Here is a 23,319-nt window from a genome sequence, read left to right as displayed (position 1 = left end):
CGTTGTCTCCCGTCAGCTCGTGAGGGCGGCGTCGCCGTAGGCGCCGCGGGTCAACTCGGCCACGTCCGGCCACGGCGCCGCCTTTGCCAGCCGGACCGCGGCATGGATCTCCTCGGTCGCCGCCACTTCCCACTCGCGCACCCGCTCGTCGATGTCGGGGTGGGTCGCGCGCAGGGCATCGGCGGCGCGGCGGATCGGGCAACGCTCGATCCACGAGTCGATCTCGGCCTTGGTGCGGTAGCCGTGGTCGTGGTCCCAGCCGGGACCGACGTGCTCGCGCCAGCGGTAGGTGTGCAGTTCCAGCAGCATCGGCCCGCGGCCCGAGCGAGCGTGGGCGAACGCCTCGCCTGCCGCGGCGCGCACCGCGAAGACGTCGTTGCCGTCGACCTCGGCCGCGCGCACGCCGTGCGCCGCCGCCCGCGCGGCGATGCCGTGGCCGCCTGCCTGCCGCTGGCGCAGCGGCGACGAGATCGAGTACTGGTTGTTCTCGCAGACGAACACGACCGGAAGCCGATGCACGGCGGCGAAGTTGAGCGTCTCGGCGAACACGCCCTCCTCGGTGGCGCCGTCGCCGAAGAAGGTCATCGCGACCCGCGGGGACTTGCGCAGCGTGAACGCCCACGCCGCTCCGGCCGCGACCGGGATCATCTCGCCGAGGATCGCCGCCGAGCCCCCGAATCCGGCGGCGGCGTCGATCAGGTGGATGGAGCCACCCCGGCCCTTGGCGCAGCCCGCCTCCCTGCCGTACAGCTCGGCCACCATGGCCGACAGATCGCCACCCTTGGCGAGATACGGCGCGTGCGAGCGGTGTCCACTGTAGACAATGTCGTCCGGCTCGGCCGCCGCGCACACCCCCACGGAGGTGGCCTCCTGGCCGATGGAGAAGTGCGTCGGGGTGCGCATCTGCTGCTCGTCGCGGTAGAAGTCGGCGAGCACCTCCTCAACCCGACGAATGCGCACCATGGCGCGGACGAGCTCGGGGTCTGCTCCGGTGGTCACTGGTGCACCCTCTTTCGTACCGGCCCGCGAAGGGGGCCTGTCGTGGGAACTGGGCGGAAGCCGGTGGCGGCGACTACGACCTGACCCCGCGCGGCGGTGCCCGACACCGCGTCGAACGGCCGATCGCAGCCTGACTTCGACCGTGCGGTCGACACCAGGGGTGTCATGCGATCGCCTTGCTGGTGCCTGCCGCCGGAGCGCCGAGCAGGCTGTGCAGGCAAGCGACGAGGCTGCGGGCCTGGATGTTGAGGTAGTGGCTGTGCCGCAGCAGTCCGACCAACTGGTCGACGGTGACCCAGCGGAAATCTGGGTGCGCGAGGTCGTCGGCGGGGTCGGCTTCGACGACCAGGTAACGATTGCGCGTGTGGTAGAACCGCCCGCCCTCCTCGGAGAGCGTGGCGGCGAAGCGCACGCGCTCAGGCGGAGCGGCCAGCACCCGGTCGAGGAAAGGCGGCCGGGCCTCGGGCGGCAGGACGCGGTAGTTCTCCGGCTTGCACTGCACAGTCGGCGCCAGTTCGACGACATCGACGAAGCCGGGCTCGGCCCGGCCGTGCACCAGGATGTGCAGCACCCCGCCGACCCTGCGGACCAGGAACGCGACGACGCCCGCGCCGTGTGCCTCGATCATCGGCTGGGTCCACTGGTCGACCTCGCGGCCGCGCGCGCGCACCCGCACGCCCATCACGTCGAAGAACAGTCCTGACTCGTGCCGGATTCGGCCGTTCTCGCGGCGCCAACCAGCCACCTCGTTCAGCGGAATGCGGCAGGTGTCCACATCGGTCGCCGACCGGGCTCTGCTGATCCAGCTCAGGATCTCGTCGTTGCCGTGCACGCTGTGCTCGCCGGGCACGCACGAGCGCAGCAGGCCGTCGCGGAACCAGTCGTCGCCCGCGCTCACCACGCGGCGCACACCGCTGCCGGAGAACGGCAGGCAGGACAGCACGGTCCTGGCGTCCATGTTCACCAGGTCGTCCTCGGCGAGCAACCGGTGCAACTGGCCGAGGGTGAACCAGCGGAACCCGTCGCGCACCTCGACCGGCCCACGGACCTCGACAACCATGTTGCGGTTGCGCTTCTGGTGGAACCATGCGCCTTGCTCGGACTGGCGGACATCGACTATCACCGTGTGCTCGGCGGTGTCGAAGAAGTACTCCAGGTACGGCACCGTGCGCCCGCGGTGGGCACCGGAGTAGTTGCTGCGGGTCGCCTGCACAGTCGGCGAGACCTGAAGCCCGTTGCAGTTGCCGGGCTCGACCTTGGCCTGCATCAGGAAATGCAGGACCCCGTCGAACTCCTTGGCCACGATGCCGAGCACGCCGACCTCGGGCTGGTTGATGATCGGCTGGCTCCACCGCGGCACCGGGCCGCCGGGCACCGCGACGGACAGGCCCTCCACGACGAAGAACCGGCCGCTGTCGTGCACGATGTTCCCGGTGGCCGGGTCCACGGACCACCCGACGAGGTCGTCGATGGCGGCCGGTTCCACCTCGGTGTAAGAGCGGGTGCGCAAGTCGTCGAACCACCCCGGGAAGTCGGCGTGCGTGCTGACCGCGCTGTCGATGGTCACGCTGGACAGCGCGAGCCGCTCGTCGATGCGGTCGGTGGGGGCGAGCAGCGCGGCCCGCATCAGCGGGTCACCGCCCCGGCGCGGACAACCAACTCGGCGACCACCTCGGCGGGCGCGGGCAAGGCGGCCAGCTCCTCGCGCACCGCGGCGGCGCCCTTGGCGAAGCCGGGCTCGTCGAGCAGGCGCCGCACGGCGGCGCGGACTGCCTCGACCGTGGCGTCCTCGGCGCGCAAGCAGATCCCCGCGCCCAGTTCCTCGGTGCGCTCGGCTTTGACCACGGTGTCCCAGCCGTAGGCGAGGATCAACTGCGGGACGCCGTGCGTCTCGGCGGTGGCGCGGGTGCCGACGCCGCCGTGGTGCACGATGGCGTCGCAGCTTGGCAGCAGGTCGTGCAGCGGCACGAAGTCGACGGCGCGGACGTTGGCAGGCAGACCGGCGCGCTGGTCGACGCCGAGCGTTGCCACCACCTCGATGTCCACTTCGGACAGTCCAGCCACGATGTCGGACACCGACGCCGCCGACCGGTCCATCTCCTCGGACACACCGAGGGTCAGGCAGACGCGGGGGCGAGTCGGCTTCTCGGCGATCCACGCGGGCAACGTCGCCGGGCCGTTGTAGGGCAGGTAGCGCACGTCGACGGTGGGCAAACCGGTGTCGAGCCGCGCGCTCGGCGGGGTGGTGTCGATGGTGAACTGGCCGGTGCGCACGGTCTCGTCGTAGCTGTGGCCGAATCGGGCCAGCACGCCGGAAAGCCACTCTCGGGTGGGGTCCTCGCGGTGCTCGGGAGCCTGCTCGGCGTTGAGTTCGAGGAACCGCTGACGAGCCCGCATGGTGATGTCCGGCCCGTAGACCAGGCGGGCGTGCGCGGCGCCGGTCACCGTCGCCGCGACAGCGCCCGCGAGCGTGAACGGCTCCCAGACCACCAGGTCGGGCCGCCAGTCCCGGGCGAAAGCGACCAAGTCGTCGATCATGGTGTCGCTGTTGAACGAGGCGAACAGCGTGGAGATCATCACGTGTTCGAGTTCCAGCAGGTCTTCGGTGTCCCAGGTTTCGGCTGCGGTCCAGTCGAACCGCTGCACGTGCTCGGAGCCGCCCGCGCCGAGCAGTTCGCCGAGCAGTTCCGGCGCCCACGGGTCGGCGGCGTACCAGTGCTCGGTGCCGACCGGGACGGCGGTCATCCCCGCGGCGGTGATGGCCTCTGCCAGTTCGGGCTGGCTCGCCACGCGCACCTCGTGGCCCGCGGCGCGCAGCGCCCAGGCCAGCGGCACCATCGGCTGCATGTGCGTAGCGTGCGGCATGCACGCGAACAGGACCTTCATGATCACCCTCCTGGTCAGGCCGCGGCCACGGGACAGCGGGACAGCGTGCGGGTCACCGGGGCGCGTCGGGCGCGCAGGGCGGGACCGTCGGCGCGCAACCCCGGGTGCCGCTCGGCGAGCGCGGTGAGCAGCGCGCCCGCGACCGCGCGGGCGAAGTCGACCACCGGTGCGAGCGAGCCGCCGGGCACGAGCACCGAGCGCGCGCCCGGGTCGCGGTTGGCCGCACCGACCGCCACCACCAGCGTCTGTCCTTTCTCGACGGTGGTTTCGGCGATCCGCACGTCGGCGGTCGCGGTGCAGGGCACCAGGTGCACGGGCGGCTCGGCACGGAGCACATCGGTCAGCCGGACCGGCCGCCGGTCCAGGTGGGCCAGCACGGCGTCGGCGGCCAGCGCGGTCGCGACCGGCACCGCTGCCGAGGCGAAACCGTCCCCGATTCGGGCCAGCGCCGCGCGCAAGGTGGCGGCGGCCGCGGGGCTGGGCGGGCACAGCACCGCGTCCACCGCGCCAGCCGCGTCCGTCCACATCAGAGCGTTCGGATCGCCGCCCAGCGCACTGACCGCGACTGCCCGCGCGGTGGCGACGATGTCGAACCGCGCGGGCAGGCGGTCGAGGACCTTCGAGCACGCCTCATGGACGGCGAGATCCTCGGGCGCGGCGCAGGCAGACACCTGCCGCGCGAGATCGAGCAGCGTGGGTTCCAGGTCCGGGCAGGCAAGAGCCGCCGCCGCGGCGGCGTAGCCCGCGGCCACCCAGTCCCCCGTCCGTGAGCGCCACAGGGCGCCGGGTTCGCGCAGGGCGTCGACGGCGGCGGGGTCGAGGTCGTAGCCGCGCAGCAGCGCTGCGTAAGGGTCGCCTTGGGCGGCGTACAGCCAGTGCAGGCCCCTAGTGAGCTGTACCCGGCGAGCGAGTCCGGGTTCGTGATCCGTGAGCAGCACCGCGCGCACCTTCCGTCGCGACGGCCCCTTTGCGGGCCGTCCAAACCAGAATGTCGGACCGTCCTCGCAGCCGACCGGAGCGCGACTAGAAGCGGTCGGACTGGACCGGTTTTCGAGCGCGGCGCGCCACCCTTGAGCCTGCCCTGCCGAAAGGAGCGTCATGACACCCCTGGTGTCGGCATCGGGATCAGGGGCAGGCGGCGGTCCGGTCGGGTGGGCATGTCCGCGCAGGGCTCGGCAACCCGCCTTCGCACCAACCACAAGCCCTGTCCGAGGGGCCGCAAAAGAAGAGGGTGCACACGTGACAACCATCGACCAGCGCACGGACCGGATTCCCGGAGTCTGGAGCGCCGACCTCACCGTCCACAGCGACGAGCGCGGCGAGTTCGTCGAGTGGTATCGCTCCAGTCGGTTCACCGCGAACACAGGCGTCGCGTTCTCCATCGCTCAGGCGAACATGTCGATCTCCGCCCGGGGCGTCATTCGGGGTATCCACTACTTCGCCGACGACGACGGCCAGGCCAAGTACGTCACCTGCGCGAGCGGCGAGGCCCTCGACATCGCCGTGGACCTGCGTCTGGGCTCCCCCACTTTCGGTCACTGGACGGCGACCCCGATGAGCCCGCGCGAGCCGCGCGCGGTCTTCCTGCCCCGGGGGATCGGCCACGCCTTCGTGGCGCTGAGCGACGGCGCGGTGATGCAGTACCTGTGCGACCGCGAGTACGTGCCGGGAGCGGAGCGCACGATCCACCCGCTGGACGTCGACCTCGCGCTGCCGTGGCCCGCGGACCTGCCGCCGATCATCTCCGAGCGCGACCGCACCGCCCCGACGCTGCGGCAGGCTCGGGAGCGGGACCTGCTGCCGCGGTTCTAGCTGGGAGAGACCCCGGCCATGCCACTGGTTTGGGCGTGTCTGGTTGAACGTGGGAGGCGTTCACACTAGGACGCTCGCGGACAACAGCGCCAAGTGGACACCGCGGGATCACCAGCCACCAAGGCGCGCGAATGGCTCCGGTCCGTGAGCCGGAGCCATTCGCGTCGGTCAGGCGAAACGCAGGCCGGTGCGCTTGGCGGCGGCGAGGCGTTGGGTCACCACGCGGACGCCTTCGTCGGCGCGCTGTCTCCAGTCAGGGGTCAGGTGGGTTTGCGCGGTGTGGCGCCGGTAGCACCAGGTGGCCTCCGGGATGATGTGGCCGTCGGTCAGTTCGGCGAGGACCGTGAGCAGGCCGACATCCTCCGAGCGCGGGGTGGCCAGCCAACCGCCGAGAGCGCGTACGGAGTCGGTGCGGGCGGTCATGCCCGCGCACAGCAGAGACCAGCGGCCGACGGTGTCGGTGACCGCGCCGACCGCGCCCCGGGGCACGCGGCCGACGCGGGGTGGTTCCGGCATGGCGGTGCGGGTTCCGACGGCGTCGATCTCGTCCGCTCCGGTCAGCGTCCAGTGCACCGACGGGTCGGCGAAGAGCGGCAGTGGGCGGGCCAGACTGCCCGGCAGCAGGACATCGTCGTGGTCGAGGACGCGCACCAGGTCACCGCGGGCGCGGCTCAGGGCCAGGTTGCGGGTGGCGGCGATGCCGAGCAGGCGTCCGTTGGCCGCGAAACGGGCCCGCGGCACCATGTCGCGCACCGACGGCCCTTCACCGTCCTGTTGGACCAGCCACTCGAACTCCCAGCAGGCAGGCAGGGTCTGCTCGGCCAGCGACGCCGCGGTGTCCGGCAGGAAGGTGGCTTGCGGGCCGTGGGCGGCGGTGATGATCGACAACAGCGGCATCAGGCGGCCCCGAGTTCGTCGGCCATCTCGGTCACATACCTGCCATACCGGCTCGATCCGAGTTCGGCGCCCAGCAGGCGGCAGGCGTCGGCATCGATGAAACCCATGCGCAGGGCCACTTCCTCGACGCACGCGATCCGAATGCCCTGACGCTGTTCGAGCGCGGTCACGTACTGGCCCGCCTGGCCGAGCGAGTCCGGGGTGCCGGTGTCCAGCCAGGCGAACCCACGGCCGAGGTCGATCAGGCGGGCGCGGCCCTGGGCAAGGTAGGCCCGGTTGACGTCGGTGATCTCCAGTTCACCGCGCGGCGACGGGTTCAGGTTCTTGGCGATGTCGACGACGTCCGGGGCGTAGAAGTACAGCCCGGTGATGGCCCGGTTCGCTCGTGGGCGGCTAGGTTTCTCCTCGATGCCCACCAGCCTGCCACCCGCGTCCGTCTCGCCGATGCCGTAGCGCTGCGGGTCCTGGACGGGATAGCCGAACAACACGCAGCCGTCGAGATCGGCCGCGGCCGCGCGCAGGATCGACTGGAACGACCCGCCGTGGAAGATGTTGTCGCCCAGGATGAGCGCGACCGGGTCGTCGCCGATGTGGTCGGCGCCGATGATCAGGGCTTGGGCGAGGCCGTCCGGGCTGGGCTGCTCGGCGTAGGTCAGCCGCAGTCCCAGCAGGCTGCCGTCGCCGAGCAGGTCGCGGAACTGGCCGATGTCGCGCGGGGTACAGATGATGAGGATGTCGGTGATGCCCGCGAGCATCAGAACCGAGAGCGGATAGTAGATCATCGGCTTGTCGCCGACCGGCAGCAGTTGCTTGGACACCACCTTGGTCAGGGGGTACAGGCGGGTGCCCGACCCCCCTGCCAGGATGATGCCCTTCATCCGCGTCACGGGCGGCCGTCCCGGGTGACCCTGCGGTGCTTTACGCGCAACTCGCCGTCCTCGAACACCAGCAGGTCATAGGTGACGCACATCAGGTGCACGCGCGGGTCGCCGCCGCGCGGGGTGGCGATGATCTGCGCGTAGCTGCGCACATCGATTCCGCCGTCGCCGCGCGGGACGACGTCCAGGGACAGCAGCAGGTGGCGGTGCTGCTCACCGATCTCGGACAGCCGCTGCTTGGCCTCCTCGACCCCGGCGGTCAGCGCGGCCCGGCCCGCGATCGGCTCAGGAGCCGACGGTGGGGCGAACACGCCGTCCTCGCTGAACGTCGCCGCCCACTCCTCGGCCGCGCCGGTGTCGAGCAGCCACATGTGCCGCGCGTAGAACTGCTGCACCCGCGCGTACAACTCCGCGAATGTCAGCTCCGCCGCACGCTCCTGAACGCTAGTCATCGCCCGTTCCTTCCGGTCCGCGAGTGGTCGTCCCCGATGCTCGCCCGCGCGGCTGGGGAACCGCTCGAAACCGCCCCGGACCGGCGTCGAGCCGTTCTTCAGCGGCGTACGACCGGATACCGGGAGCGTCGGCGCCGACCCCGACCGGGGTGAACAGCCGACCGAAAGGGGCCAACCGTGGGTATGGGTGGAATCCTGCGCTTCGGCGCAGTCGCCCTCATGTGGGGATCGACGTACTTCTGGATCAAGATGGCATTGGGTGGCATGTCGCCCACCCAGTTCAGTTTCATCAGGGTGCTGATCGGCGCGGGCGCGATGCTGGCCATCGTGGCGATCACCCGGGCAGTGCTGCCGAAGCGGCCCTCGGTCTGGCTGCGACTGCTGCTCATCGGCTTCCTGACCAACGCGCTGCCGGTGCTGCTCGTGCAGGTCGTGCCGGACGCGACCGGCGCCGACTTCGGCGTGGTCTCGGTGTTCAACGCCAGCGTCGTGCTGTGGGTGCTGCTGCTGGCTCCCGCGACCGGCGAGCCGCGCAGCCCGCGCGGGCTGGTGACCGGCGTGCTCGTCGGGTTCGCAGGCGTGCTGCTGATGTTCCCGCCGTGGGAGGAGGCGAGCCGGTGGCTCACCTGGGGCTCGCTGGTCAACCTCGTCGCCGCGGTCGCCTACGGCTACGCGATGATCTTCATGCGACGGTTGATGGAAGCCGAGAACACGCGCCCGCTGGTGCTCTCGGCCACCCAGGCGCTGTTCGGCGTCGGCTGGGCCGCGCTGACCATCCCCGTCCAGGGCTGGGGCGCCGCGCCGCAGTGGTCCGGTGAGATCGTCGTCGCGTTGCTGGTGCTCGGTGTGCTCAACACCGCGGTCGTGTTCACCTTCTTCGTGCGCATGGTGCGCGACGAGGGCGCCGTCAAGTCCGGCACCGTGCTCTACATCGTCCCGGTCGTGCTCATGCTGGGCAGCGTCTGGCTGGAGGGCGCCGCGATCACCGGGCTGCAGGTCATCGGCATCGCCGTCGCCGTGCTCGGCGTCGTGATCGCCCGGCTGCCCAACGCCCGCGTCGAGTCCGCGACGGCCGGGTCGGCCCGCGTGCCCGTCGCCACAGGGGGGAGCTGACCATGGCCGCGGAACTCACCGCCCGACCCACCGTCCACGCCCCGGTGTCCGCGCGCACCGGGATCGCCCTCGCCGTGCTCGTCGCGGCCCAGGCGATGGTGCTGATCGACGAGATGATCATCAACATCGTGCTGCCCGGGCTGGGCGCGGGCCTGTCGCTCTCGTCCGTAGAACTGTCCTGGGTAGTCAACGCCTACCTGCTCACCTTCGGCGGTCTGCTCCTGCTCGGCGGCCGGGCGGGCGACATCCTGGGCAGGCGCCGGGTGTTCACCACCGGTGTCCTGCTCTTCACCGCCGCGTCCCTGGCCCGGGGTCTGGCCGAATCGCCGGAACTGCTGATCGCCGCCCGCGCCGTACAGGGCGTCGGCGCGGCGCTGGTGTCGCCGTCGGTGCTCGCGCTGATCATCGGCATGTACCGCGAGGGGCACGGCCGCAAGCGCGCCATCGCCGTCTACACCGCAGCAGGCGGCCTCGGGGCGGCGGGCGGCCTGCTCCTGGCGGGCGTGTTCACCTCGGTCAGCTCGTGGCGCTGGGCGCTCATGCTCAACGTGCCGGTGGGCCTGGTGATCCTGGCGCTGACCCCGCTCGTGGTCCGGGAGACCCCGGCCCGCCCCGGCCGCTTCGATCTGGCGGGCGCGCTGACGTCCGCAGTCGGTGTAGCGGCACTGGTGTGGGCGCTGTCCGCGGTCGGCACCGAGGGCTGGTCCAGCGGCGCGGTGCGGGTCGCCCTCGCCGCCGGGCTGGTGCTGCTGGTGGCGTTCACCGTGATCGAGCGCCGTGCGCGGCAGCCGATCATGGTCCCCGCGCTGTTCGCCGACCGCAACCGGGCGGCGGCCTACATCGCGGTGCTGCTGGTGCAGGGCAGCCAGATCGGTCAACTGTTCTTCCTGACCCAGTTCTTCCAGCAGGGGCTTGGGTTTTCGCCGATGCGCGCGGCGCTCGCGTTCCTGCCGGTGACCGTGACGCTGCTGCTGCTCGCGGGCGTCGTCGTCCGACTGGAGCCGAAGGTGGGGGCACGTCCGCTGGTGGTGGCCGGGGCCGTGCTGCTGGTGGGGTCGAATCTGGTGCTGTCCACCCTGGACTTCGACACCGAGTACGCCGCCGACGTGCTCCCCGCCCTGCTGCTCTTGGGCGCGGGCATCGCGCTGGGCACCATCCCCGCGACCATCGCCGGAACGTCCGGTGTGCGGGCGGACGAGTACGGCGCGGCGTCGAGCGTCGTGGCGACCGTGACGACGCTGGGGGCCTCGCTGGCCTTGGCGGTGCTGGTGTCGGTGACGACCACCGCGGCCAACTCGGCCGCCGCGTCCGCGCCTGCGGACCTGCCTGCGGACGCGGTCGCCGGGTACGCGTTCGTGGAGGGGATGTCGGCGGCGTTCGTCGCGGGCGCGCTGTTCGCCGTGGCGACCGCGGTGGCGGCGCTGTTCCTGCGGGGCCGCACCCGCGCCTGAGAACCGCACAGCGCGAATGCGGGCGGGTCCACAGTGGACCCGCCCGCATCGTCTCGTCGACCAAACCGTGTCGGCCTAACGAGCCACAGCAGCCAGCCAGCCCGCGACGGCGCCGTGCCACTGCGGAGCCGAGCGGTGCAGGTTGAGGGAGTGGCCGGTGCCCGGCACGACCCGCACGTCGAGCCGCGCGTTCGGGTAGAACTGCTTCTCCTGCCCGTACAACGCGGCGCTGCTGGAGCAGTCGCTGGCTCCGGCCCCGCAGACGATCTTGTCCTCGGCGCCGACGACGATCAGGACCGGAACGGTGATCGCGGCGTTCTCCTGGGGCAGCGGGTAGGACTCGCTGTAGACGTCGGCCTGCTTGGCGAGTTCGTCGAGCAGGATGACGGCACGGTCGGCAGCCGAGGAGTAGAACCAGGTGGCCCGGGCGCCAGGCCGCGTCGTGTAGTAGCCCTCGTCCAGGCCGCGGTGGGCCAGGCGGGGGTCATGCGGAGCCGGGTGGACCACCTGGTCCCAGGGGACCTCGGCCGGGTAGCTCGCCTCTCCGGTCAGGATCAGGGCGTCGACGTCCTCCGGGTGGTGAATGGCGATCGTGCGGGCCAGGGTGGAGCCGAACGAGTGACCGACGACGACCACACGGCCGTAGCCGCGGGCGTGGACCGCGCGCAACACCTGGTGCAGGACGTGCTGCTGGGTGTCGGGCCGGTACGCCGTGCTCGGCGGGGCCGAGCTGGCCCCCGCCCCCAGCCGGTCGATGGTCAGGGTGGCGTGGCCCTCGGCCGCCATGCGCTCCACATAGGACGGATCGCGCCAGGTCCCCCGCAGACGCCAATAGGCCTGGCCGTAGGTGCCACCGGGTACCAGGACGTGGATCGTGTCGGCACCGCGCCGGGGGGTGCACAGGGTGCCCGCGATCCGCTCGGCCGCTGGGGCGCCCTCGGTGATCGCGACCGGGACGGTGACCTTGGCGCAGCGCGGGACGGGAGCGGCGGCGGCGGGCGCCGCGGACACACCCAGCGCCAGCCCGGCCGACGCGACGACGGCGGCGATCCGGGACGGGGTTCGTTTCCTCACAGGGACTGACCTCCTTGACGACATGGCTGGGAAGAGCCGCTGACCGCAGGCTGGAATCCGCCTGCGGTCAGCAGCTCTTCTCGATGGTCGGGCCGCGTCCTCGTCAGTCGCTCAACGCTCGGTAGCGCCGCACTGCGAGTGGGAGGAACACCGCGAGGATCACCAACGGCCACACGACCGCCATCAGCAGGGCGTTCTGCGCAATCCAGGACTCGCCGCCCCAGCCCGGGTTGCCGAAGAGCTCGCGGGTGGCTGCCACGGTCGAGGACAGCGGGTTCCACTCGGCGATCGCGCCCAGCCAGCCGGGCATCGTGTCCGGGGCGACGAAGGCGTTGGACAGGAAGCCGATCGGAAACTCCAGGATCTGCACCCCGGACACCGCCTCCTGGCCCTTCATCACCAGGCCCAGGTAGATGCCGACCCACACGAGGGCGAACCGCAGCAGCAGGATCAGGCCCATCGCCCCGAGGGTCGCGCCGAAGGAGCCGTTGACCCGCCAGCCGATGGCCAGGCCGAGCAGCATCATCGACACCAGGGTGACCACGGCGAAGAGCATGTCGGCCACGGCGCGGCCGATCAGGGCCGCGATCGGCGACATCGGCATGGAGCGGAAGCGGTCGGTGACGCCGCGCTCCATGTCGGTGGACACCGCGATGGTGGTCATGCTGATGCCGAACACCATGGTCATGGCGAACATGCCGGGCATCAGGAACTCGCGGTAGTCGCCCCCGCCGGGCACGACCATGGCGCCGCCGAACAGGTACCCGAACATGAGCACCATCAGGACGTTGAACGCCAGCGAGGTGATCAGGATGCCCGGGTTGCGCGTCCAGTGCGCCAGGTTGCGCTGGGTCAGCGTCCAGGCGTCGGCGACGGTCCACCGCAGGCCGCCTGCCTGGGCGACGGCAGGCGGGGCGGGGACGGTGCTGGTCAGGGTCTGGCTCATGCCGACACCTCCTGCTGCTCGACGGTCTCGACCCCGGCCGCGCTCCCGGAATCCTTGTCCTTCTTCGACTTTTTCGTCTTGGCGGCCTTGGCAGCCGCCTCGGCCTCCTCAGCCGTCTCGGGCCTGCGGCCGGTCAGGTGCAGGAACACCTCGTCCAGCGTCGGCCTGCGCATGACGACGTCCTCGGCGAACACGCCCGCGGCGTCGAGGGCGCGGACGACCTCGGCCAGCGCTCCAGACCGGCTGGCCACCGGAGCGGAGATGAGCCTGCGATCCTCGTCGGTCTCCGCGGCACCGGAGGCGACCGTCTCCAGCGCCCGGGCGGCGGCGGGCAGGTCGGCTTGCCGCTGCACGACCAGGTCGATCCGGTCCTGGCCGATCCTGGCCTTGAGCTCGTCCGGGCTGCCCGAGGCGATGACCTTGCCGGTGTCGATCACCGAGATCTGGTCGGCGAGCTGGTCGGCCTCGTCGAGGTACTGCGTGGTCAGCAGCACGGTGGTGCCCTGACGGACGAGTCCGCGCACGGCCTCCCACACCTCGTTGCGCCCACGAGGGTCCAGGCCCACGGTGGGTTCGTCGAGGAACAGCACCGCAGGGGCCAGGATCATGCCCGCGGCCAGGTCCAGCCTGCGCCGCATGCCGCCGGAGTAGGTGTTGACCGGCTTGTCGCCGACCTCGGCCAAGCCGAACTGCTCCAGCAGTTCGTCGGCGCGCTGCCGCGCGGCCCGCGCGCCGAGCCGGTACAGCCTGCCGAACATCACCAGGTTCTGGTGGCCGCCGAGGATCTCGTCCACCGCGGCGTTCTGCCCGACCAGGCCGATCCGGTAGCGCACCTGCGCGGCGTCAGCGGCCACGTCGAAGCCCGCGACCTCGGCGCGGCCGCTGTCGTGGCGCTGCAGCGTCGCCAGGATCCGCACGATCGTGGTCTTGCCCGCGCCGTTCGGACCGAGCAGCCCGCACACCGTGCCCTGCGGGACCTGCAGGTCGACTCCGTCCAGGGCGACCTTGTCGCCGTACCGCTTGCGAAGCCCCTCGACGACGATCGCGAGATTGCTCGAACCCACTTTGTCCCCTTCCGTCGTACCCGCCGTGATGAGAGCGCCAACACTGGCGTACGACGTACGATACACCATGCCGTACGCCGTACGCCAATTTTCCCCAAGATTCTTTTCGAGTCTCGTCGACGCAGTTCAGGGCAGGTCGACACCGTTGGCGCGCCGACCGACGAGAACCTCGATGCCGTCCAGGAGTCGCTGCAGACCGAACTCGAAGGCGTGCCGCGCCGGGTATGCCGCGCCGTGCGCCGCGCCTGCCGCGGCACCGACCTTCGCCGCCACCGGAAACCTCGTCCGGTCCACCACCAACGACAGCAAAGGCTCGTACACCTGCCACCACTGCTCGTCGGTCATCCCCGAGTTGCGCTCCTGCCGCCGCGCCTCCACGGCCCGGCGTGCGACGCCCTCGGCGTGGTCGGAGACCAGCCCGACCACCGAGTCCATCTCGACCTCGGTCAGCCCGGTGCCCTCGACCGCCCGCAGTTCGAACTCGTACTTCGCCATGGCGTGCGGTCCCAGCGGCGGCCTGCCCGCCGGGATCTGCAACGTCCACGGGTGGCGCAGGTGCATGGCGTAGTTCTCCTTGGCGACGTGCTCCAGTCGGGTCCGCCAGCCGCCGGGCAGGTCGTCGGGCTTGGCGGTCTCGGCGTACACCGCGTCGACCATGAGATCGATCAGTTCGCCCTTGCCGGGGATGTAGGTGTACAGCGACATCGCCCCCGCGCCCAGAGCTTGGGCGACCTGGCGGATGGACAGTGCCCCCAGCCCCTGCGCGTCGGCGAGACCGATCGCGGTCAGCACGATTTTCTCCACGCTCAGATCCGACCGGCTCCGGCGCGCGGACCGGCGCCGGTCACCCCACAGCAGCGCCAGGCTGCGCGCGGGATCGCCGCCCCGTTCGGCCCCCATGCCGTCACCGCCCCTCGTTCCGTATGTCGTACGATACATCATACGGGTCACTGATTGCCGAGGTCAGGCCGGGACTGGCGCCTTCCAGGCACCGGTGCGCAACCAGTCGGTGAAGGTGCGCAGACCCGGGTGGACAGCGCCCACCGCGGCGATGTCGGCGGCGTACCCGTCAGTCTGGAACCACTCGAACATCAGCGCGATCTCGTGGCTGTACGGGATGTAGGTGTTGAACGCCACCTGGTCCAGCTCCAGCTCCTCGAACCGGGCGGACAGCCCGGACACGGCGGCGAAGGCGGCGGCGATGCCGTCGGCGGTCAACTCGTCCCCGGCCAGCTCGATAGCCTGGCCGACGTACCGGTCGGGGTCCTCGAAGGCGAGCGCGGCGCACTCGCCGATGTCCGCGGTGGCGATCAGCTGCACCCGGGTGTCGGGCTTGAGCGCCAACCGGACCACCAGCTCGCCGTCCTCCACGGCCGGGCCGTGCGCGGCGAAGTTGTCCATGAAGAACGTCGGCCGCAGGACGGTGGTCGGCACCCGGAGCGCGGCCAGGGTGCGCTCGACAGCGCGCTTGCTGTCGAAGTGCGGGACGCCGCTGTGCCGGTCGGCGCCGCCGACCGAGCTGTAGACCACGTGCTGGACCCCGGTCGCGGCGGCGGCCTCGGCGACCGCTCGCCCCTGCCGGACCTCGCCGCCGAGTCCCGCGGGGCTCATGAAGTTCTGCACACTGAACACGCCGCGCACGCCCGCCATGGCCGCGCGTAGCGAGTGCCGGTCGTCGAAGTCGCCGCGGACCAGGGCCGCCCCGGCCATGGCCAGCTCCTGAGCCGCGGGCGCCAGCGGGTCGCGCACCAGGGCGCGAACCCGGCGGCCGCGGGCGAGCAGGGCGCGGGCGGTCGCCCCGCCCTGCTGGCCGGTCGCGCCGGTCACCAGGATCTCGTCTCGGTCGGTCATGTCGTGTCCTTTCCGCCGGTCCCCCGGCTGATGTCGCGGATCAGGCGAAGACGGCCCTGTGCTCGTCGGCCCAGTCGTGGAAGCGCCGGGGTGCCCGGCCGAGCAGCCGCTCCGCGGTCGTGTCCACCCGGCCCCACGGCACGCTGCGGCTGCGCAGCGCGGCCACATTGCCCTCGGCCACCACGCGATCGCCGCCGATGGCGGCGAAGGTGTCGACGGCCTGCGCCTCGGTGGCCACCTCGAAGCCGATGGCGCGACCAGCGGTGCGGGCCAGGATGCGCACCTGGTCACCGGAGGTCAGCACCTGCGGGCCGGTCAGCTCGTAGGCCATGCCCGCGTGGCCGTCCTCGGTCAACGCGCGCACCGCGACCGCGGCCACGTCATCCGGGTCGATCGGCGCGCCGGGGCGGTTGCCGACCAAGCAGCGCACGGTGCCGGACTCCCGCACGGACCGGACCCACCACAGGGCGTTGCTGTGGAACGGGCCCGGCCGCAGGAACGTCCACTCCTGAGCCACGGCGGCCAGCGCCACCTCGGCCGCGCGGTGCTCGTCACCGATGCGGTGGCGCACCGGGTGGTTCACCGCCGACGACGACAGCAGCACCACTCGGCGCGTGTCCGCCGCCTCGACGGCCGCGGCGAACCCGCCGACCTGCGCGGCCACGTCGCCCACCAGCACGGCGAACACCGCGTCGACGCCGTCGAGCGCGGCGGTCATCGCGTCAGTGTCGGCCGGAGACCCGGTGGCCACCTCGACACCCGCGGGGAACTCCGCCTTCGCCGGGTCGCGGGTCAGCGCGCGCACCGGCAGGCCGCGCGCGACCAGCCGGGCCAGTACCCGACCGCCGACCTTGCCGGTCGCCCCAGTCACCAGGATCATCGTTGTCTCCCTTGCCTTTCCCGGATTGTTCGGTTAGGTCGTATCAGTCCCGCCAGCCGCGCTCGGTGGGCCACGGCTCGCCGAGCTGGCGGTAGGTACCCTGGTAGTCGGGCCAGTCGCGGTGGTCGCGGATCTTGCCGTCGACGATCTTGACCAGGTGGATCTGTTCGCCCGAGAAGACCCGGCCGGTGGCGGGCATCCCGACCAGCTCGCCGACGTGGCGCCCGTAGAGGACGAGGTAGGCACGCACCCACGGGCCGTTCTCCTCGTAGCGGACCTCCTCAAGGCGGACCTGCTCGGAGAAGGTCATCTTCAGCCACTTCACCGCCATCGCGAAGGCTTCGGGCCCCTTGAGGTCCATGTGCTCCAGCGACGCGGGGTTGAGGTAGTCGGGATGGATGTACTCGGCGACATCACCGGTGTCGCCGGAGTTGTAGGCCACCACCATGCGGCGGACCAGATCGATGTTGGGACTGCTCACGGAGTGCTCCTCAGGCTGTTTCGGGTTCGCAGTGCAGGTGGGGGCGGTAGAGGTTGGGCTCGGTGGCGCACAGCTCGCGCAGTGCGCTCGCGTGCGGGCCGAAGTCCGGGTGCGCGGCCGCGCGGCGCAACGATTCCTCGTCCGCCCACTCGGCGATGTTGAGGTAGGCCGCGCCGTCCGCGGTGTGCCGCAGCAGGGTGTGCCGCAGGAAGCCCGGCTGGCGCGCCATGAACCGCGAGGACTCGGCGAAGACCCGCTCGAACTCCTCCGGCGCGGCGTGCAGCGTGAACCGGTTGACGAAGGTGACCGGGGCGCCGGTCTCGGGTGCTGCCATGGCGTGTGTCCTCTCGGCCGGTGGTCGTGTCCCACCGTGCGCCCGGACGGTCGCGACCGGATCGAGTCCCGCTCGACGCGGCCGGTGTCGACCGGGCTTCGAGTCACCGCTGCCACCGTCAGGCGAAAGCGACGCGAGTGACGAGGAGAAACACATGGGCGGACAGGGAAAGCGGGTCGCGCTGGTCACCGGGGCAACCAGCGGCATCGGACTGGCGGTGGCCCGCTCGATCGCCGAGCGCGGCGACGAGGTCTACATCTGCGCGCGCGACGCCGACGCCGTCGAGCTGACGGTCAAGCAGCTGCGCGCCGACGGCTTGCGGGTCGCGGGCAGCAGCGCCGACGTGCGCTCGACCGAGCAGGTGCGCGCGGTGGTCGCCGCGGCCACCGCGGAGTTCGGCCCGATCGGCGTACTGGTCAACAACGCGGGCCGCAGCGGCGGGGGGGCGACCGCCAAGATCGAGGACGAGCTGTGGCTCGATGTGGTGGAGACCAACCTCAACAGCGTCTTCCGGGTGACCCGGGAGGTGCTGACCGCGGGCGGCATGCTCGACGCGGGCTGGGGCCGGGTCGTCAACATCGCCTCCACCGGCGGCAAGCAGGGCGTGGTCTACGGGGCGCCGTACTCGGCGGCCAAGCACGGCGTCGTCGGCTTCACCAAGGCGCTCGGGCTGGAGCTGGCCAAGACCGGCGTCACGGTCAACGCGGTGTGCCCCGGCTACGTCGAAACGCCGATGGCGCAACGGGTCCGCGCGGGTTACGCCGCATTCTGGGAGACCACGGAGGACGACGTGCAGACCCGGTTCGAGGCGAAGATCCCGCTCGGCCGCTACTCCACGCCGGAGGAGGTCGCGGGCCTGGTCGGCTACCTGCTGACCGACACCGCCGCATCCATCACCGCCCAGGCGCTCAACGTCTGCGGCGGTCTGGGCAACTACTGAACGCGCGAGAAGACCAGTGAGGACGGAGACAACAGCGTGACTACCCACGACACTGAACACCGCATCGACGTCGACGCGCCCGCCGAGACGGTGTACGACCTGATCGCGCGGGCCGAGTCCTGGCCCGCCGTGTTCACTCCCACCGTGCACGTCGAACAGCTTGAGCGCGGCCAGGGCGTCGAGCGCATCAGGATCTGGGCCACCGCCAACGGCGCGGTCAAGGTGTGGACCTCACGCCGCGACCTCGATCCGGCCGCGCTGCGGGTGCGGTTCCGGCAAGAGGTGTCGCAGCACCCGGTCGCGGCGATGGGTGGCGAGTGGATCATCGAGCGGCGCGGGCAGGCGGCGTGCTCGGTGCGGTTGCTGCACGACTACCGCGCGGTCGGCGACACCGAGGAGAACGCGCGCTGGATCGCCGAAGCCGTCGACCGCAACAGCGGCTCGGAGCTGGCCTCGCTCAAGGCGGCAGCCGAGTTCGCCGCGGAGCGCGCGCGGCTCACGATCACCTTCGACGACGTGGTCACCGTCGACGCGTCCCCCGCCGACGTCTTCGCGTTCATCGACGAGGCGGGTGAGTGGGCGCGGCGGCTGCCGCACGTGGCGAGTGTCCGGTTGACTGAGGAAACCCCCGGACTGCAGGTGCTGGAGATGGACACACGCACCGCCGACGGCGCCACCCACACGACCAAGTCGGTTCGGGTGTGTTTGCCCGCCGAGCGGATCGTCTACAAGCAGCAGGTCCTGCCCAAGCTCATGTCCGTCCACACCGGACAGTGGCGGTTCGCGGCGACCGGCGCCGGGACGACGGTCACCTCCACGCACACCGTGGTTGTCGTCCCGGAGAACATCGCGTCCGTCCTAGGACCGGACGCGACCGTGGAGCAGGCGAAGAACTACATCCGCGACGCGCTGGGGCGCAACAGCACGGCGACCATGCTCGCGGCGAAGGAGTACGCCGAGAGCCGCGTCGCCGCGCGGGCGAGCTGACCGGCACACACCGAGGGGCGCGAGCACTGTCGCTCGCGCCCCTCAGCCATGTCCCGGCTCAGGTGACCGACAGCCCGCCGTCCACCGCGATCACGGCGCCGTTGGCGTAGGACGCCCCCGGCTCGGTCACCGCGACGATCCACCACGCGATGTCCTCGGGACCGCCGACCCGGCCGGAGGGGATGCGCCCCACCATGTCCGCGAGGAAGGCGTCGTATGCCTCCTGCGGCATGCCCGCCCGGACGGCGACCCCGGTGTCCACCAGGCCAGGCGCGATGCCGAGGACGCGGATGCCCAGCGACGCCAACTCCACCGCCCAACTGCGGGTGAGCGCGTCGAGCCCGACCTTGGTCGCGGCGTATACGGCGCTCTCCGGCATGGCGCGCAGGCCGATACAGCCCGCGGAGCCGACGTTGACGACCGTGCCGCCGGTGGCGGCCAGCGCGTCGACCGCGGCCTGGGTGAGGTACAGCGGAGCGAGCAGGTTGGTGTCCACTTGCGACTGGACGTCGGCGCGGGTGAGCTTGGGCAGCGGGTCGAAGCCCGCGGTGGCGGCGTTGTTGACGAGGACGTCGACGCGGCCCAGCACCCGCAGGGCGGTTTCGATGACCCCGGCGGGCGCGCCGGGATCGGTGATGTCGATGGCGAGGCTGTGCATGGCGTCGTGGCCGTCGGCCGTTTCGGCGAGCGGTTCCGGCGAGCGGCCGACGACGAGCACGCGGTCGCCGCGCTCGGCGAAGGCGCGTGCGGCGGCCCGACCGATGCCGGTGCCGCCGCCGGTGATGACGACGCCTCGGGGAGTGGTGGAGGTCATACGGCCGACGCTAGGCACGGCCGCTAGAGGATCGCTCAGTACGCCCTGGTGGACTGTTCGGCCATGGCCCACCGGGTGTCGGAGCCGCCGGACCGCAGCAGCCGGTCGACTGCGGCGCTGTCGCCGTCGAGCATCGCCTGGTGGACCTGGCGGGCGCGCGGGCCGGGTTCGAGGCCCAACTCCTCGATCAGGCTGCCGCGCAGCCTGCGGTACACCGCCAGCGCCTCGGCGCGCCTACCGAGGCAGTAGAGCGCCAGCATGTGCTGGGCGAACAGGCCCTCGTGCATCGGGTTCTCCACGGTGAGCGCCATCAGCTCCGTAAGCACCTCGTGGTACTGGCCGAGCCGCAACCGCGCGTCGACCAACTGCTCCAGCACGACCAGCCGGGACTCCTCGATCTGCCTGCGCCGCGACTCCAGCAAGCGCCCGCCCTGCACGTCGAGGAACGCCGGACCGCGCCACACCCGCAGCGCCGCGTCGAGGGTGTGCGCCGCCTGCTCGCAGTCGCCCGCGGCGAGAAACTCGCGCCCGGAGCTGACCAGGGCCTGGTACCGGTGCAGATCCAGGTTTCCGGCACCGAGCTTGAAAAGGTAGGCGCCCGCCTTGGTCACCAGCAGCGTGCGGCTGATCTCCGCCGTCGGTACACCGGCTGCGCGGGCTAAGAGCTTGCGCAGGTTGAGGATGTAGGTCTGCAGGGTGGTCAGCCAACTGGCGGGCGGCTCGTCCTCCCACAGCTCCCGCATGAGCAGCGACACCGGCACCACCTTGTCGGCGTTGAGGACCAGCGTGGTGAGGACGTTGCGCAGCTTGGGCGCGGTAGGCGTGTGGACATGGCCGTCGAATGCCAGCACCAGCGGGCCGAGCACCCCGACCTCGATTCCGTCCTCGGCACCCGTGCGGACGGACTCGCTGCGGACGACGCGTGCGAATGACATCGATCCCCCTTGGGTTTGTGAGTGTCCTAAATGGTCTGAAGACTCCGTTGTCGCTCGCTGCCTCTGCGGTGCCATCCCATCGTGGGCAGGTCCGCCGCCGGGTGTCCAGCAGTGCCCCGGCGCCGTACAGCCGGGGCTGTGTCACGACTCCACCAGCGTTCTAGGGCCTGTTCAACTCCACCCACCCAGTGCCCCGCGCGGTCGAGCCGGTTTCCAGGTCGCTTCAAGCCGGCTGGATGACGCTGGACGGCAAGCAGGAGGAGGCAGCAGACATGCAGATCATCGACCTGTCCGCGCCGGTGGACGCGGCGGCCTACGAAGCCGACCCGGTGCGGCACGAGGTGCTCGGCCCGCGCGAGGGCGCGCTGCACATGGCCGCCGAGATGCGCGAGCACTTCGGCATCGAGTTCGACCCGGACGAACTGCCGGACGGGGAGTTTCTCTCCCTGGACCGGATCACGCTGACCAGCCACACCGGAACGCACGTCGACGCGCCGTCGCACTACGGCTCGCGCACCAGCTACGGCGACGGCACCCCCCGGCACGTCGACCAACTCCCCCTGGAGTGGTTCCACGCCCCCGGTGTCGTGCTGGACATGACCGGGCACGGCACCGGCGTGGTCGGGGTCCCCGAGTTGGAGAAGGAGTTCGCCAGGATCGGCCACACGCCGCAGCCGGGTGAGATCGTCGTGGTCAACACCGGCGCGTCGGCATGGGCGGGAACCCCGCGCTACTTCACCGACTTCACCGGCCTCGACGGCCCTGGCACCCACCTGCTGCTGGACCTCGGCGTGCGGGTGATCGGCACCGACGCGTTCAGCCTGGACGCGCCGTTCGGCGACATCATCGAGCGCTACCGCCGCACCGGCGACCGGTCGGTGCTGTGGCCCGCCCACGTCGCCGGGCGGGAGCGGGAGTACTGCCAGCTGGAACGGTTGGCCAACCTCGACGCGCTGCCGCCCTTCGGGTTCCGGCTGGTCTGCTTCCCGGTGAAGATCGCCGGGGCGGGCGCCGGGTGGACCAGGGCAGTCGCCCTGCTCGGCGACTGATGGACACGCGTTCGGGGCTCGTGGCCGCTGTGGCCGGGCACGCCGCCGTCCGACCGGACGCGCCCGCGCTCGGGTGGCGGGGCAAGTCGGTCGGCTACGCCGACCTGTGGTCGGCGGTGGACCGGGAGCGCGCGCGGATTCACGGCATCGGCCTGCCTGCCGCGGCGCCGCTGGCGGTGCCTGCGGCGAAGTCGCCGGAGACGGTGGCGCTGGCGCTGGGCGCGCTGGCCGCGGGCCACCCGGTGCTGCTCGCCGCGCCGACCCACCCCGAGACCGTGCTGGCGGCGATGTACGCGGCCGCGGGCTGCGTGCGGGTCATCGAACCCGACGCGGTGCGCGTGGTGGCGGACAACCCGCAAGGTGCCACCCCCGCGCCTGCCGGAACCGGCTTCATGCTGGCCACGTCGGGATCGACCGGGCCGCCCAAGATCGTGCCCCTGCCGCTGGCCTCCGTCGACGCGTTCACCGCGTGGGCGGCGGACCGCTTCGACATCGGGCCGGGCGTCGCGGTGCTCAGCTACGCCCCGCTGAGTTTCGACCTGTCCCTGCTGGATCTGTGGACCACGCTTGCCGCGGGCGCGACCGCGGTCTTGGTCCCCGCCGAGGACGCCCTGCAGCCCGCTCGGCTGGCCGGGCTGCTGCGCGACTGGCGAGTCCGGGTCGTGCAGGGCGTCCCGATGCTGCACGGCCTGCTCACCGCAACCGGCGACGTGTTCGAGTCCGTGGAGCACCTGCTGTGCACCGGCGACACCATGCCGCCAGGCGCGGTCGCGGCGCTGCCCGCCGCGTTCCCGAACGCCCGCCTGCACAACGTCTACGGCTGCACCGAGACGAACGACAGTCTGGTCCACGAGATCGACCCGGCCGCCGACGGACCGGTCCCCCTCGGCGACCCGCTGCCCGGCGTCTCGATATCCATTGTGGATTCCGACGGCCGCGAGGTGACCGGGCCGGGGTCCGGCGAACTGTGGGTGCGCACCCCGTTCCAGAGCACCGGGTACCTGGGTGCCGGGCCCGGCGGCCGGTTCGCCCCGCACCCAGCCGATCCGAACGGCCCGGACTGGTACCGCAGCGGCGACCTGGTCCGGCGGCGCGACTGCGGCGCGCTGGTGCTGGTGGGCCGCGGCGACTTCCGGGTGAAGGTGCGTGGGGTCGGCGTCGACCTCGCCGAGGTGGAACACGCGCTGCTGTCCCACGAGCACGTGCTGGACGCCGTCGCGCTGGCGGAGCCCGACCCGCTGGGCGGCAAGCGACTGCTGGCGCTGGCCCGGCGCGCGCCGGGCAGCGGACTCAACAGCCTGCGGCTGCGCAGGCACTGCGCCGCCGTGCTGCCGCGCGGTGCGCTGCCGCAGGACCTGCTCATCGTCGACGGGCCGCTGCCGCGCAACGCCAACGGCAAGGTCGACCGCGCCGCGGTCGCCCGCGCCGACGCCGAGTGGCGCCAATGCGGCGCCGCGCATCCGGAAGGAGACTGAC

The 23,319-nt window shown here is 71.7% G+C and carries 24 protein-coding genes; 7 read left to right on the top strand and 17 right to left on the bottom strand.

Annotation, left to right across the window (positions count from 1 at the left end; genetic code table 11):
• Nucleotides 1–12: 12 nt before the first annotated feature.
• The 4 genes from ACT4N7_RS20670 to ACT4N7_RS20655 all read right to left on the bottom strand — a co-directional run bounded on the left by ACT4N7_RS20670 (nucleotide 13) and on the right by ACT4N7_RS20655 (nucleotide 4,823).
• Nucleotides 13–999, bottom strand: a complete 987-nt coding sequence (locus ACT4N7_RS20670) for a thiamine pyrophosphate-dependent dehydrogenase E1 component subunit alpha (RefSeq protein WP_444830440.1) — start codon at nucleotides 997–999, stop codon at nucleotides 13–15.
• Between the two features lie 163 nt (nucleotides 1,000–1,162).
• Complete coding sequence (locus ACT4N7_RS20665; RefSeq protein WP_444830439.1) at nucleotides 1,163–2,626, bottom strand: NDP-hexose 2,3-dehydratase family protein; 1,464 nt, start codon at nucleotides 2,624–2,626, stop codon at nucleotides 1,163–1,165.
• Nucleotides 2,626–3,885, bottom strand: a complete 1,260-nt coding sequence (locus ACT4N7_RS20660; protein WP_444830438.1) for an activator-dependent family glycosyltransferase — start codon at nucleotides 3,883–3,885, stop codon at nucleotides 2,626–2,628. The genes ACT4N7_RS20665 and ACT4N7_RS20660 overlap by 1 nt, the downstream gene beginning before the upstream one ends.
• A gap of 14 nt (nucleotides 3,886–3,899) precedes the next feature.
• On the bottom strand, nucleotides 3,900–4,823 hold the full coding sequence (locus tag ACT4N7_RS20655) for a hypothetical protein (RefSeq protein WP_444830437.1): 924 nt from the start codon (nucleotides 4,821–4,823) through the stop codon (nucleotides 3,900–3,902).
• 301 nt (nucleotides 4,824–5,124) lie between these two features.
• Between ACT4N7_RS20655 and rfbC the strand changes: the two genes are divergently transcribed.
• The gene (rfbC, locus tag ACT4N7_RS20650) at nucleotides 5,125–5,697 is read left to right on the top strand and encodes a dTDP-4-dehydrorhamnose 3,5-epimerase (protein ID WP_444830436.1); all 573 of its coding nucleotides are present in this window, start codon (nucleotides 5,125–5,127) and stop codon (nucleotides 5,695–5,697) included.
• 168 nt (nucleotides 5,698–5,865) lie between these two features.
• Here the strand turns inward: rfbC and ACT4N7_RS20645 are convergent, their stop codons facing one another.
• From ACT4N7_RS20645 to ACT4N7_RS20635, 3 genes are read right to left on the bottom strand one after another with little or no spacing between them, the layout of a single operon-like run.
• Nucleotides 5,866–6,594 (bottom strand): glycosyltransferase family 2 protein, encoded by a 729-nt coding sequence (locus tag ACT4N7_RS20645; RefSeq protein WP_444830435.1) that lies wholly within the window; start codon nucleotides 6,592–6,594, stop codon nucleotides 5,866–5,868.
• A complete protein-coding gene (rfbA, locus tag ACT4N7_RS20640) occupies nucleotides 6,594–7,472 on the bottom strand; it encodes a glucose-1-phosphate thymidylyltransferase RfbA (protein ID WP_444830470.1) in 879 nt (292 codons plus the stop codon). The genes ACT4N7_RS20645 and rfbA overlap by 1 nt, the downstream gene beginning before the upstream one ends.
• Nucleotides 7,473–7,477: 5 nt before the next feature.
• Nucleotides 7,478–7,924, bottom strand: coding sequence for a nuclear transport factor 2 family protein (locus ACT4N7_RS20635; RefSeq protein ID WP_444830434.1), 447 nt, complete (start codon nucleotides 7,922–7,924; stop codon nucleotides 7,478–7,480).
• Between the two features lie 183 nt (nucleotides 7,925–8,107).
• Between ACT4N7_RS20635 and ACT4N7_RS20630 the strand changes: the two genes are divergently transcribed.
• Nucleotides 8,108–9,037: a DMT family transporter gene (locus ACT4N7_RS20630; protein ID WP_444830469.1), complete on the top strand. Its 930-nt coding sequence runs from the start codon at nucleotides 8,108–8,110 to the stop codon at nucleotides 9,035–9,037.
• Nucleotides 9,038–9,039: 2 nt separating this feature from the next.
• The gene (locus ACT4N7_RS20625; RefSeq protein ID WP_444830433.1) at nucleotides 9,040–10,488 is read left to right on the top strand and encodes an MFS transporter; all 1,449 of its coding nucleotides are present in this window, start codon (nucleotides 9,040–9,042) and stop codon (nucleotides 10,486–10,488) included.
• A gap of 75 nt (nucleotides 10,489–10,563) precedes the next feature.
• Here ACT4N7_RS20625 and ACT4N7_RS20620 read toward each other — a convergent pair whose 3' ends face one another.
• The 8 genes from ACT4N7_RS20620 to ACT4N7_RS20585 all read right to left on the bottom strand — a co-directional run bounded on the left by ACT4N7_RS20620 (nucleotide 10,564) and on the right by ACT4N7_RS20585 (nucleotide 17,118).
• Entirely contained in the window at nucleotides 10,564–11,562 is a 999-nt protein-coding gene (locus ACT4N7_RS20620) for an alpha/beta hydrolase (protein WP_444830432.1), read from the bottom strand.
• 103 nt (nucleotides 11,563–11,665) lie between these two features.
• Nucleotides 11,666–12,508 carry an ABC transporter permease gene (locus ACT4N7_RS20615; RefSeq protein WP_444830431.1) on the bottom strand — a complete coding sequence of 281 codons (843 nt, stop codon included), beginning with the start codon at nucleotides 12,506–12,508 and terminating at the stop codon, nucleotides 11,666–11,668.
• Nucleotides 12,505–13,572: an ATP-binding cassette domain-containing protein gene (locus ACT4N7_RS20610; protein WP_444830430.1), complete on the bottom strand. Its 1,068-nt coding sequence runs from the start codon at nucleotides 13,570–13,572 to the stop codon at nucleotides 12,505–12,507. Before ACT4N7_RS20610 ends, ACT4N7_RS20615 begins: the two co-directional genes overlap by 4 nt.
• A gap of 126 nt (nucleotides 13,573–13,698) precedes the next feature.
• Nucleotides 13,699–14,472, bottom strand: a complete 774-nt coding sequence (locus ACT4N7_RS20605) for a TetR/AcrR family transcriptional regulator (RefSeq protein WP_444830429.1) — start codon at nucleotides 14,470–14,472, stop codon at nucleotides 13,699–13,701.
• A gap of 63 nt (nucleotides 14,473–14,535) precedes the next feature.
• Nucleotides 14,536–15,423 carry an NmrA/HSCARG family protein gene (locus tag ACT4N7_RS20600; RefSeq protein ID WP_444830428.1) on the bottom strand — a complete coding sequence of 296 codons (888 nt, stop codon included), beginning with the start codon at nucleotides 15,421–15,423 and terminating at the stop codon, nucleotides 14,536–14,538.
• Nucleotides 15,424–15,463: 40 nt separating this feature from the next.
• A complete protein-coding gene (locus ACT4N7_RS20595; RefSeq protein ID WP_444830427.1) occupies nucleotides 15,464–16,303 on the bottom strand; it encodes an NAD(P)H-binding protein in 840 nt (279 codons plus the stop codon).
• A 43-nt stretch (nucleotides 16,304–16,346) separates the two neighbouring features.
• Nucleotides 16,347–16,784, bottom strand: a complete 438-nt coding sequence (locus tag ACT4N7_RS20590; RefSeq protein ID WP_444830426.1) for a SnoaL/DnrD family polyketide biosynthesis methyl ester cyclase — start codon at nucleotides 16,782–16,784, stop codon at nucleotides 16,347–16,349.
• Nucleotides 16,785–16,794: 10 nt separating this feature from the next.
• Nucleotides 16,795–17,118, bottom strand: coding sequence for an antibiotic biosynthesis monooxygenase family protein (locus tag ACT4N7_RS20585; RefSeq protein ID WP_444830425.1), 324 nt, complete (start codon nucleotides 17,116–17,118; stop codon nucleotides 16,795–16,797).
• Between the two features lie 154 nt (nucleotides 17,119–17,272).
• Here ACT4N7_RS20585 and ACT4N7_RS20580 point away from each other — a divergent pair, with 154 nt between their 5' ends.
• Both ACT4N7_RS20580 and ACT4N7_RS20575 read left to right on the top strand, forming a co-directional pair.
• Nucleotides 17,273–18,058 carry an SDR family NAD(P)-dependent oxidoreductase gene (locus ACT4N7_RS20580; protein WP_444830424.1) on the top strand — a complete coding sequence of 262 codons (786 nt, stop codon included), beginning with the start codon at nucleotides 17,273–17,275 and terminating at the stop codon, nucleotides 18,056–18,058.
• A 36-nt stretch (nucleotides 18,059–18,094) separates the two neighbouring features.
• Nucleotides 18,095–19,045 (top strand): aromatase/cyclase, encoded by a 951-nt coding sequence (locus tag ACT4N7_RS20575; protein WP_444830423.1) that lies wholly within the window; start codon nucleotides 18,095–18,097, stop codon nucleotides 19,043–19,045.
• Between the two features lie 58 nt (nucleotides 19,046–19,103).
• Here ACT4N7_RS20575 and ACT4N7_RS20570 read toward each other — a convergent pair whose 3' ends face one another.
• Nucleotides 19,104–19,859 carry an SDR family NAD(P)-dependent oxidoreductase gene (locus ACT4N7_RS20570; protein WP_444830422.1) on the bottom strand — a complete coding sequence of 252 codons (756 nt, stop codon included), beginning with the start codon at nucleotides 19,857–19,859 and terminating at the stop codon, nucleotides 19,104–19,106.
• Nucleotides 19,860–19,894: 35 nt separating this feature from the next.
• Complete coding sequence (locus ACT4N7_RS20565) at nucleotides 19,895–20,794, bottom strand: AfsR/SARP family transcriptional regulator (RefSeq protein ID WP_444830421.1); 900 nt, start codon at nucleotides 20,792–20,794, stop codon at nucleotides 19,895–19,897.
• A gap of 236 nt (nucleotides 20,795–21,030) precedes the next feature.
• On the opposite strand from ACT4N7_RS20565, the gene ACT4N7_RS20560 reads away from it, so the two are divergent.
• Nucleotides 21,031–21,843, top strand: coding sequence for a cyclase family protein (locus tag ACT4N7_RS20560; RefSeq protein WP_444830420.1), 813 nt, complete (start codon nucleotides 21,031–21,033; stop codon nucleotides 21,841–21,843).
• Nucleotides 21,843–23,318, top strand: coding sequence for an AMP-binding protein (locus tag ACT4N7_RS20555; RefSeq protein WP_444830419.1), 1,476 nt, complete (start codon nucleotides 21,843–21,845; stop codon nucleotides 23,316–23,318). The genes ACT4N7_RS20560 and ACT4N7_RS20555 overlap by 1 nt, the downstream gene beginning before the upstream one ends.
• Nucleotide 23,319: the final 1 nt, after the last annotated feature.

Source organism: Actinokineospora sp. (assembly GCF_052390155.1).
In the GTDB taxonomy this organism is placed as follows: domain Bacteria; phylum Actinomycetota; class Actinomycetes; order Mycobacteriales; family Pseudonocardiaceae; genus Actinokineospora.
This window is presented reverse-complemented; position numbering and strand designations above follow the sequence as displayed.

Bases quoted from the DNA above. Each gene is read 5' to 3' on its own strand.
- ACT4N7_RS20665 (WP_444830439.1), bottom strand. From the start codon at position 2,626: ATGCGGGCCGCGCTGCTCGCCCCCACCGACCGCATCGACGAGCGGCTC.
- ACT4N7_RS20660 (WP_444830438.1), bottom strand. From the start codon at position 3,885: ATGAAGGTCCTGTTCGCGTGCATGCCGCACGCTACGCACATGCAGCCG.
- ACT4N7_RS20645 (WP_444830435.1), bottom strand. From the start codon at position 6,594: ATGCCGCTGTTGTCGATCATCACCGCCGCCCACGGCCCGCAAGCCACC.
- rfbA (WP_444830470.1), bottom strand. From the start codon at position 7,472: ATGAAGGGCATCATCCTGGCAGGGGGGTCGGGCACCCGCCTGTACCCC.
- ACT4N7_RS20635 (WP_444830434.1), bottom strand. From the start codon at position 7,924: ATGACTAGCGTTCAGGAGCGTGCGGCGGAGCTGACATTCGCGGAGTTG.
- ACT4N7_RS20630 (WP_444830469.1), top strand. From the start codon at position 8,108: ATGGGTGGAATCCTGCGCTTCGGCGCAGTCGCCCTCATGTGGGGATCG.
- ACT4N7_RS20625 (WP_444830433.1), top strand. From the start codon at position 9,040: ATGGCCGCGGAACTCACCGCCCGACCCACCGTCCACGCCCCGGTGTCC.
- ACT4N7_RS20615 (WP_444830431.1), bottom strand. From the start codon at position 12,508: ATGAGCCAGACCCTGACCAGCACCGTCCCCGCCCCGCCTGCCGTCGCC.
- ACT4N7_RS20605 (WP_444830429.1), bottom strand. From the start codon at position 14,472: ATGGGGGCCGAACGGGGCGGCGATCCCGCGCGCAGCCTGGCGCTGCTG.
- ACT4N7_RS20600 (WP_444830428.1), bottom strand. From the start codon at position 15,423: ATGACCGACCGAGACGAGATCCTGGTGACCGGCGCGACCGGCCAGCAG.
- ACT4N7_RS20595 (WP_444830427.1), bottom strand. From the start codon at position 16,303: ATGATCCTGGTGACTGGGGCGACCGGCAAGGTCGGCGGTCGGGTACTG.
- ACT4N7_RS20585 (WP_444830425.1), bottom strand. From the start codon at position 17,118: ATGGCAGCACCCGAGACCGGCGCCCCGGTCACCTTCGTCAACCGGTTC.
- ACT4N7_RS20580 (WP_444830424.1), top strand. From the start codon at position 17,273: ATGGGCGGACAGGGAAAGCGGGTCGCGCTGGTCACCGGGGCAACCAGC.
- ACT4N7_RS20570 (WP_444830422.1), bottom strand. From the start codon at position 19,859: ATGACCTCCACCACTCCCCGAGGCGTCGTCATCACCGGCGGCGGCACC.
- ACT4N7_RS20565 (WP_444830421.1), bottom strand. From the start codon at position 20,794: ATGTCATTCGCACGCGTCGTCCGCAGCGAGTCCGTCCGCACGGGTGCC.
- ACT4N7_RS20560 (WP_444830420.1), top strand. From the start codon at position 21,031: ATGACGCTGGACGGCAAGCAGGAGGAGGCAGCAGACATGCAGATCATC.
- ACT4N7_RS20555 (WP_444830419.1), top strand. From the start codon at position 21,843: ATGGACACGCGTTCGGGGCTCGTGGCCGCTGTGGCCGGGCACGCCGCC.